The sequence below is a fragment of the Rubrivirga sp. genome (assembly GCF_049648075.1).
In the GTDB taxonomy this organism is placed as follows: domain Bacteria; phylum Bacteroidota; class Rhodothermia; order Rhodothermales; family Rubricoccaceae; genus Rubrivirga.
This window is the reverse complement of the sequence record NZ_JBARYR010000751.1, coordinates 1-5290: the sequence shown is the minus strand read 5'-3', so window position 1 is coordinate 5290 and position 5290 is coordinate 1. Positions and strand designations below refer to the sequence as shown.

Annotated in this window: 4 protein-coding genes; all 4 read left to right on the top strand. The window is 68.3% G+C overall.

Features of this window, described 5'->3' with window-relative positions:
* The coding region (locus WBA11_RS19905) for a hypothetical protein (protein ID WP_424522373.1) at positions 1-357 on the top strand (357 nt) is incomplete at its 5' end.
* A 56-nt stretch (positions 358-413) separates the two neighbouring features.
* A complete protein-coding gene (smpB, locus tag WBA11_RS19900; protein WP_424522372.1) occupies positions 414-869 on the top strand; it encodes an SsrA-binding protein SmpB in 456 nt (151 codons plus the stop codon).
* 195 nt (positions 870-1064) lie between these two features.
* Positions 1065-3425, top strand: a complete 2361-nt coding sequence (locus tag WBA11_RS19895) for a GWxTD domain-containing protein (protein WP_424522371.1) — start codon at positions 1065-1067, stop codon at positions 3423-3425.
* A 457-nt stretch (positions 3426-3882) separates the two neighbouring features.
* Positions 3883-5290: hypothetical protein (locus WBA11_RS19890; protein ID WP_424522370.1), on the top strand; the 1408-nt coding region annotated here is incomplete at its 3' end.

Genomic DNA, 5290 nt, shown 5'->3' with positions numbered 1-5290 from the left:
GCGCTGGTGGACATCGACGTGGCGGTACCTGAGAACGCGTTCTCGCTCGACCCCGCCCTCGAGTGGCTCGACCTGACGCTGCGGCCCTACCCGTGGGGGTTGGTGTGCGCGAGTGCCGGCACCGTCGACGCTGAGACGGCGCGCCGCTTCCGAGCCGCGGCGACGGCGGCGGCACCGACCGACGCTCTGGCAGTCGATGGCGTCGGGGTGTACCAGCTCACGCTCGACGGGTACGCGCAAGACGGACTCGACCAGATCGCGGAGTATCTCTTCCAGACCGGAACGCTGTCGGAGGCTCCCGCCGTTCCGTTCATCCAGATCCCAGACCTCGAGGCCGGCGACCTCGAGGACGAATAGAGGGAGCGCCGGGCACGCGATCCCTTGGCCCCGCATCCCCTATCCCTCTCCTCCCCATGGCCGACGGCATCCAGATCATCACGAAGAACCGTCGGGCGACGTTCGACTTCGAGATCACGGACCGCTTCGAGGCCGGGCTCGTGCTGACGGGCTCCGAGGTCAAGGCGCTCCGCAAGGGGACGGCCAACGTCCAGGAGGCGTTCGTCAAGATCGGGAAGGCCGGCGCCGATCTGGTCAACTGTTACATCGCGCCCTACGAGATGGGCGGCTACGCCAACCACGAGCCGCGCCGGATGCGGCGGCTCTTGCTCCACGGATCCGAGATCGAGAAGCTCAAAAAGGGGACCGAGCAGAAGGGGATGACCATCGTCCCGATCAAGCTCTACTTCAAGGACGGCCGCGCCAAGCTGGAACTGGCGTTGGGCAAGGGCAAAAAGACCGTCGACAAGCGCCACTCGATTGCGGAGCGCGAGTCGAAGCGCCGGATGGACCGCGCGCTCAAGTCGTACTAGCGCTCGTCCTCGAGGGCGGCAACCTTCCTCGAGGTCAAGGGTCTCGTCCTCGAGGACGGCTCCCGGTGTCCCAACTCTGGAACGGGTCGCGGCAGTCCCCACTTCATGCCTTGACGGGCGCCGATCTAGCCCGGACGTTGGGCACGGACGCCCCCCGGTACGTCGTTTCCCCTCAGACGCTTCGCTCCTGCTCTTATGCGCTTTCCGCTCCTCCTGCTCGCCACGTTCGCGCTGCCCGCGTTCGCCCAGACGACGGCCATTGATAGAGGACTCGAGGCATACCAGGCGGGTCGCTTCGCCGAGGCTACCCGCGCCTTCACACAGGCCATCGAGGCCGCCCCCGACGACCCCGAGGCGCGCTACCTCCTGGCTCGTGTGCTGTACGACGAGCGCAACCCGGACCGGAACGAAAGCCGAGCGGGGCGCGAGATCAACCGCGCCGTCGACCTCGACCCGGACAACGTGGTGTACCTCGTCGCACAGCTCGAGCAACTGAGAGGCGACAGCTGGAGCTCGATCGTCGAGTTGCTGCGTCGAGAGCAACGCCGGGACCTGGCGGACCGGATCCTCGCCCTCGACTCGACCAACGCGTTTGGACACGAGGAACTGGGCGTCCAGGCGATCTCGGACTACTACAAGTACCGCAACGCGATCAAGCTGCCCGGCCTGACGTTCCGGTCGGAGGACGTGGGGCGGAGCTCCGATCCCGAGATCGACTCGCCGGCCACGGTCCTGGCGAGCGCGGACCCCAACTTCGGCGACGTCGACGCGACCTTGTCGGAGGGAGAGCTCGGCAGCGCGGCTAGCTTCGAGAACACGTTCGGCGAAGAGATCTCGGACCGGTTCGACATCGCTGAGCTCCAGCGCCGAGGGTTTACCCCGACCGACTTCTCGGACCGAGCCCGGTCCTCGTACGAACGCGCCATCGGGCACCTTCGCGAAGCGATCGAGCGCGACCCGCGCCGCCGCCCGGTCTACGATCACTTGGTCCGGCTCGCGGCCCTCTCGGGCGAGTGGGAGGAGGTGCTGCCGGATCTGGCGGAGATGTTCATCCACTTTCCAGAGGACGACGGGATGTGGCTCTACACGGGTCTCGTGAACCACCGGCTCGGCCAGTACGAGCCTGCCGCCGTCGCCTTCCGGCAGGCGTTCGAGCACATGGACGACGACGTCCTCGAGGCCTACACCGACCTCACACTCATCTTGCCGCCCGACGAGCACCGGGCATACCGCGAGAACCCCGAGTCGTTTACCGAGCGGTACTGGACGAGCCGCGACCCCCGATTCCTGAACACGGTCAACGAGCGCCGGACCGAGCACTACGCGCGCTTGACCACCGCCGAACTGCTGTACCGGTCCGAGGACCTTGACATGCCGGGCTGGGACACGGAGCGCGGGCGGCTGCACGTCCGCTACGGCGTGCCCCAGACCGACGTCGTCATCGAGGGCGGATTCGGTCTCGTGGTCGAGCAGTTCACGGGCCGTGGAGAGTTTGCTCTGAGCGGCGCCGAGGAGGGCCTCGCGTCCGTGAACCGGTTCAACGTGTGGGACTACGGCGACGACCTCCGGTTCGTGTTCGAGGACCCGACGCGCAACGGCTCGTTCCGGCTCTACTCGCCGCCGGCCGACGTCTTCGCGTTGGTGACGGCACAGAACCCCGGCGCCATGGACTTCGTGGAGCGAGCCCAGGAACAGGTTCGGCGCCAGCCGGAGCGCTACACGTTCGAGGCGCCGGGCCGTCAGGTCCAGCTTCCCTACCGAGTCACAGCCTTCAAGGGTGACGACGGCCGGACGGACCTCTACGTCAACTACGGGATCCCCGTAGCAGGCGACCCGCAGGACGGAGTCCAGGAAGACGTGGACGTGACGGTCAAGACGGGCGCGTTCCTGATCGGCCCGGAGCGGGACTTGCTCGTCGAGCGGCGCCGGACGGTGTACGGGTTGCGCGGTGCCCAGATCGTCCCGTTCGACCAGACGCGGCTGTGGACCAGCACCGAGCCGATGTCGGCTCCGCCGAGCGAGGGCTACGAGGTCTCCCTCGAGTTCGAGACCGCGTCGGGCCAGACGAGCGCCGTTCAGCGCCGCGCCGTCGACGTGCCGGACTTCGCGGGCGCGGACTTCCAACTCTCGGACATCCTGCTGGCCTACTTCGTCGAGGAGGAAGACCAGGCTCAGCCCGGTCGTGTCTTCCGCAACGGCGTCTCCGTCCAGCCGGCGCCCTGGGGCGTCTTCCGCGCCGGCGACCCGGTGTACCTCTACCTCGAGGCCTACGGGCTCGGGCTCGAGGGCGACCGGACGGACTACGAGGTCGAGGCCAGCCTGCGGCCCAAGGACACGTCGCGCGGGTTGCGGCGGTTGGCGCGGCGCATCTTCGGCGGTGGCGGCGCGGCGGTGTCGTCGGCGTTCGAGGCGCAGGGCAACAGCACCGACGAGTCCGTCTACCTCTTCTTGGACGCGACGGGCCAGGAGCCGGGCTTGTACACGCTGACCGTGACCGTCCGCGACAAGGTGACCGGTGCTGAGGCCGACCGCGAGACGGACCTGCTGCTCGAGTAGCCGTCCTCGAGTAGTCGTCCTCGAGGACGAGAGCAGTTGACGGCTGTGCCGTTTGGCCCTAGCCTCCGGCATGGCTCGACCTCGACGACGGATCCGGCGCATGACCTGGCGTGGACGGCGGTGGTGGCACCGAGTGGTGCGGCCTCTCCGTCGACCGCTCGGGGTTGCGGTGTTTTGGGGTCTCCTGGTGATTGCGGGGGCGGGGCTGGTCGGCACTGTTGCCTCGACGTATGAGCACACGACGTTCCTTCGCGCCGGCGATGCCCCCCGCGTGCTCGACCTCGAACCTGGCCTCGACGCGTACGCCTCTGGATTCCGAACGGGAGATGAGGTTCTCACCGTCGACGGGGAGCCGGTCGCCGACTCGTTACTGACGTCCGATCGGAGGTTCACGGTACGAGGGGCGAGTGGAGATGCGGTCCCGGTCGAAGTCGTCCGGGATGGTGACACGCTACGCATGGACTTAGTCGTGGACGCGCTCAACGTCGAGCGAGCGCGGACCATCGGCCTCTCGGCCGCCGCCGTCGACACCTTGGAGCGATTGCTGTGGTACCTCGCGCTCGCAGCGCTGATCGGAGTCGGCCTCGTGCTCTACATCCGGTCGCGGGGGAGCGGCTACCCGTCCGACGTCTCCCGGACGCTGCTGGCCGTCGCGGCGGGATTCGGCGGCATCGAGGCCGTCGACTGGCTCGATGACCTCGAGGCCGTCCAGGTCGGTGCCGTCGTCTTGGTCGTGGTGCTTATCGCGACCGCGCTCCCATCGCTGGCGGTGGTCTTGGCCCGGTTCCCCGACGGCCGCCACGTCCCGCTATGGACCCGTCATATCCGGAAAGGAATCGTCGCCGGAGTGGGGTTCGCGTTCGGAACTGCGTTCGTCTTCGGGTTGCTAGGGCGGCACATGAGCGAGGCCTGGAACGAGGTCAGTCAAGTCGTCGTGATTACGGTCCTGCTCGTCGCCCTGTTGGGTGGCGCCATCGCGCCGCTCGTCGGTCTCGTCGGGAAGTACCGGCGGTCGCCGGACCGAGTCGTTCGGCAGCAGATGAAGTGGGTGCTCCTCCCATTTGGGGCGTTTATTGGACTGCTCTTAGCGGACATCCTTACCGGGTTCGTCTTCGACTGGCTCGACGCCGAGCATACGGTTACGGAGTACGTCGTCGATACGGCACTGAGCGTGGTCGTGCCCACGACGACGATCGCGATCCCTCTTGGGGTGCTCGCGGGTGTTCTCAACTTTCGGCCGTGGGACGCCGATCAGTGGATCGCGAGGTCGGCCGCGGTCGGCGCGGCGACGCTGGGCCTAGCCGCCGTGTTCGCCGGCGGGGCCGAGGCGCTACGCGTCGGGCTCCGGTCCTCGATGGGGGCTGGCGCCGAGTCCGTAGCGGCAGCGCTCGCGGCCGTCATCGCGCTCGCCGTGTTCAACCCGATGCGCGAGTGGCTGACCCGGAAGGCAGACGCCGACCTGGTCCGTACGCGCGAGCGGCTCGTCGAGCGGCTTCCCTTGCTGCTCGCAGGCCGACAAGTCGTCGGCTCGCCAGAGGAAGTCAGCCGGGTCGCACTCGCCGCCGTCCGGGACGTCCTCCAGACCGACCGCGCGGCCGTCATCGACCTCGACCCCGATGGCTGGGAGGTCGTCGCGACCGACGGCCTCGAGGCCGCCGCCGTGCTCGAGTGGGCCGACGCGACGCTCGACGCGACCTCGATGCCGCCGTGCTCGGTCCAGGTCTGGGAGGACCCGACGTTCGTGTTGCGCGTGCCGCTGTGGTCCGTCGAGGACGAGCTGGTCGGCGTGCTCGCCCTCGGGACGCACGGCAAGGGCCGGGGCTACTCGACCGAGGAGCGGAAGGCGCTCGACGCCGGCTCGAGGT

Coding starts and splice junctions, on each gene's coding strand:
- WBA11_RS19895 (WP_424522371.1), top strand. CDS start 1,065: ATGCGCTTTCCGCTCCTCCTGCTCGCCACGTTCGCGCTGCCCGCGTTC.
- smpB (WP_424522372.1), top strand. CDS start 414: ATGGCCGACGGCATCCAGATCATCACGAAGAACCGTCGGGCGACGTTC.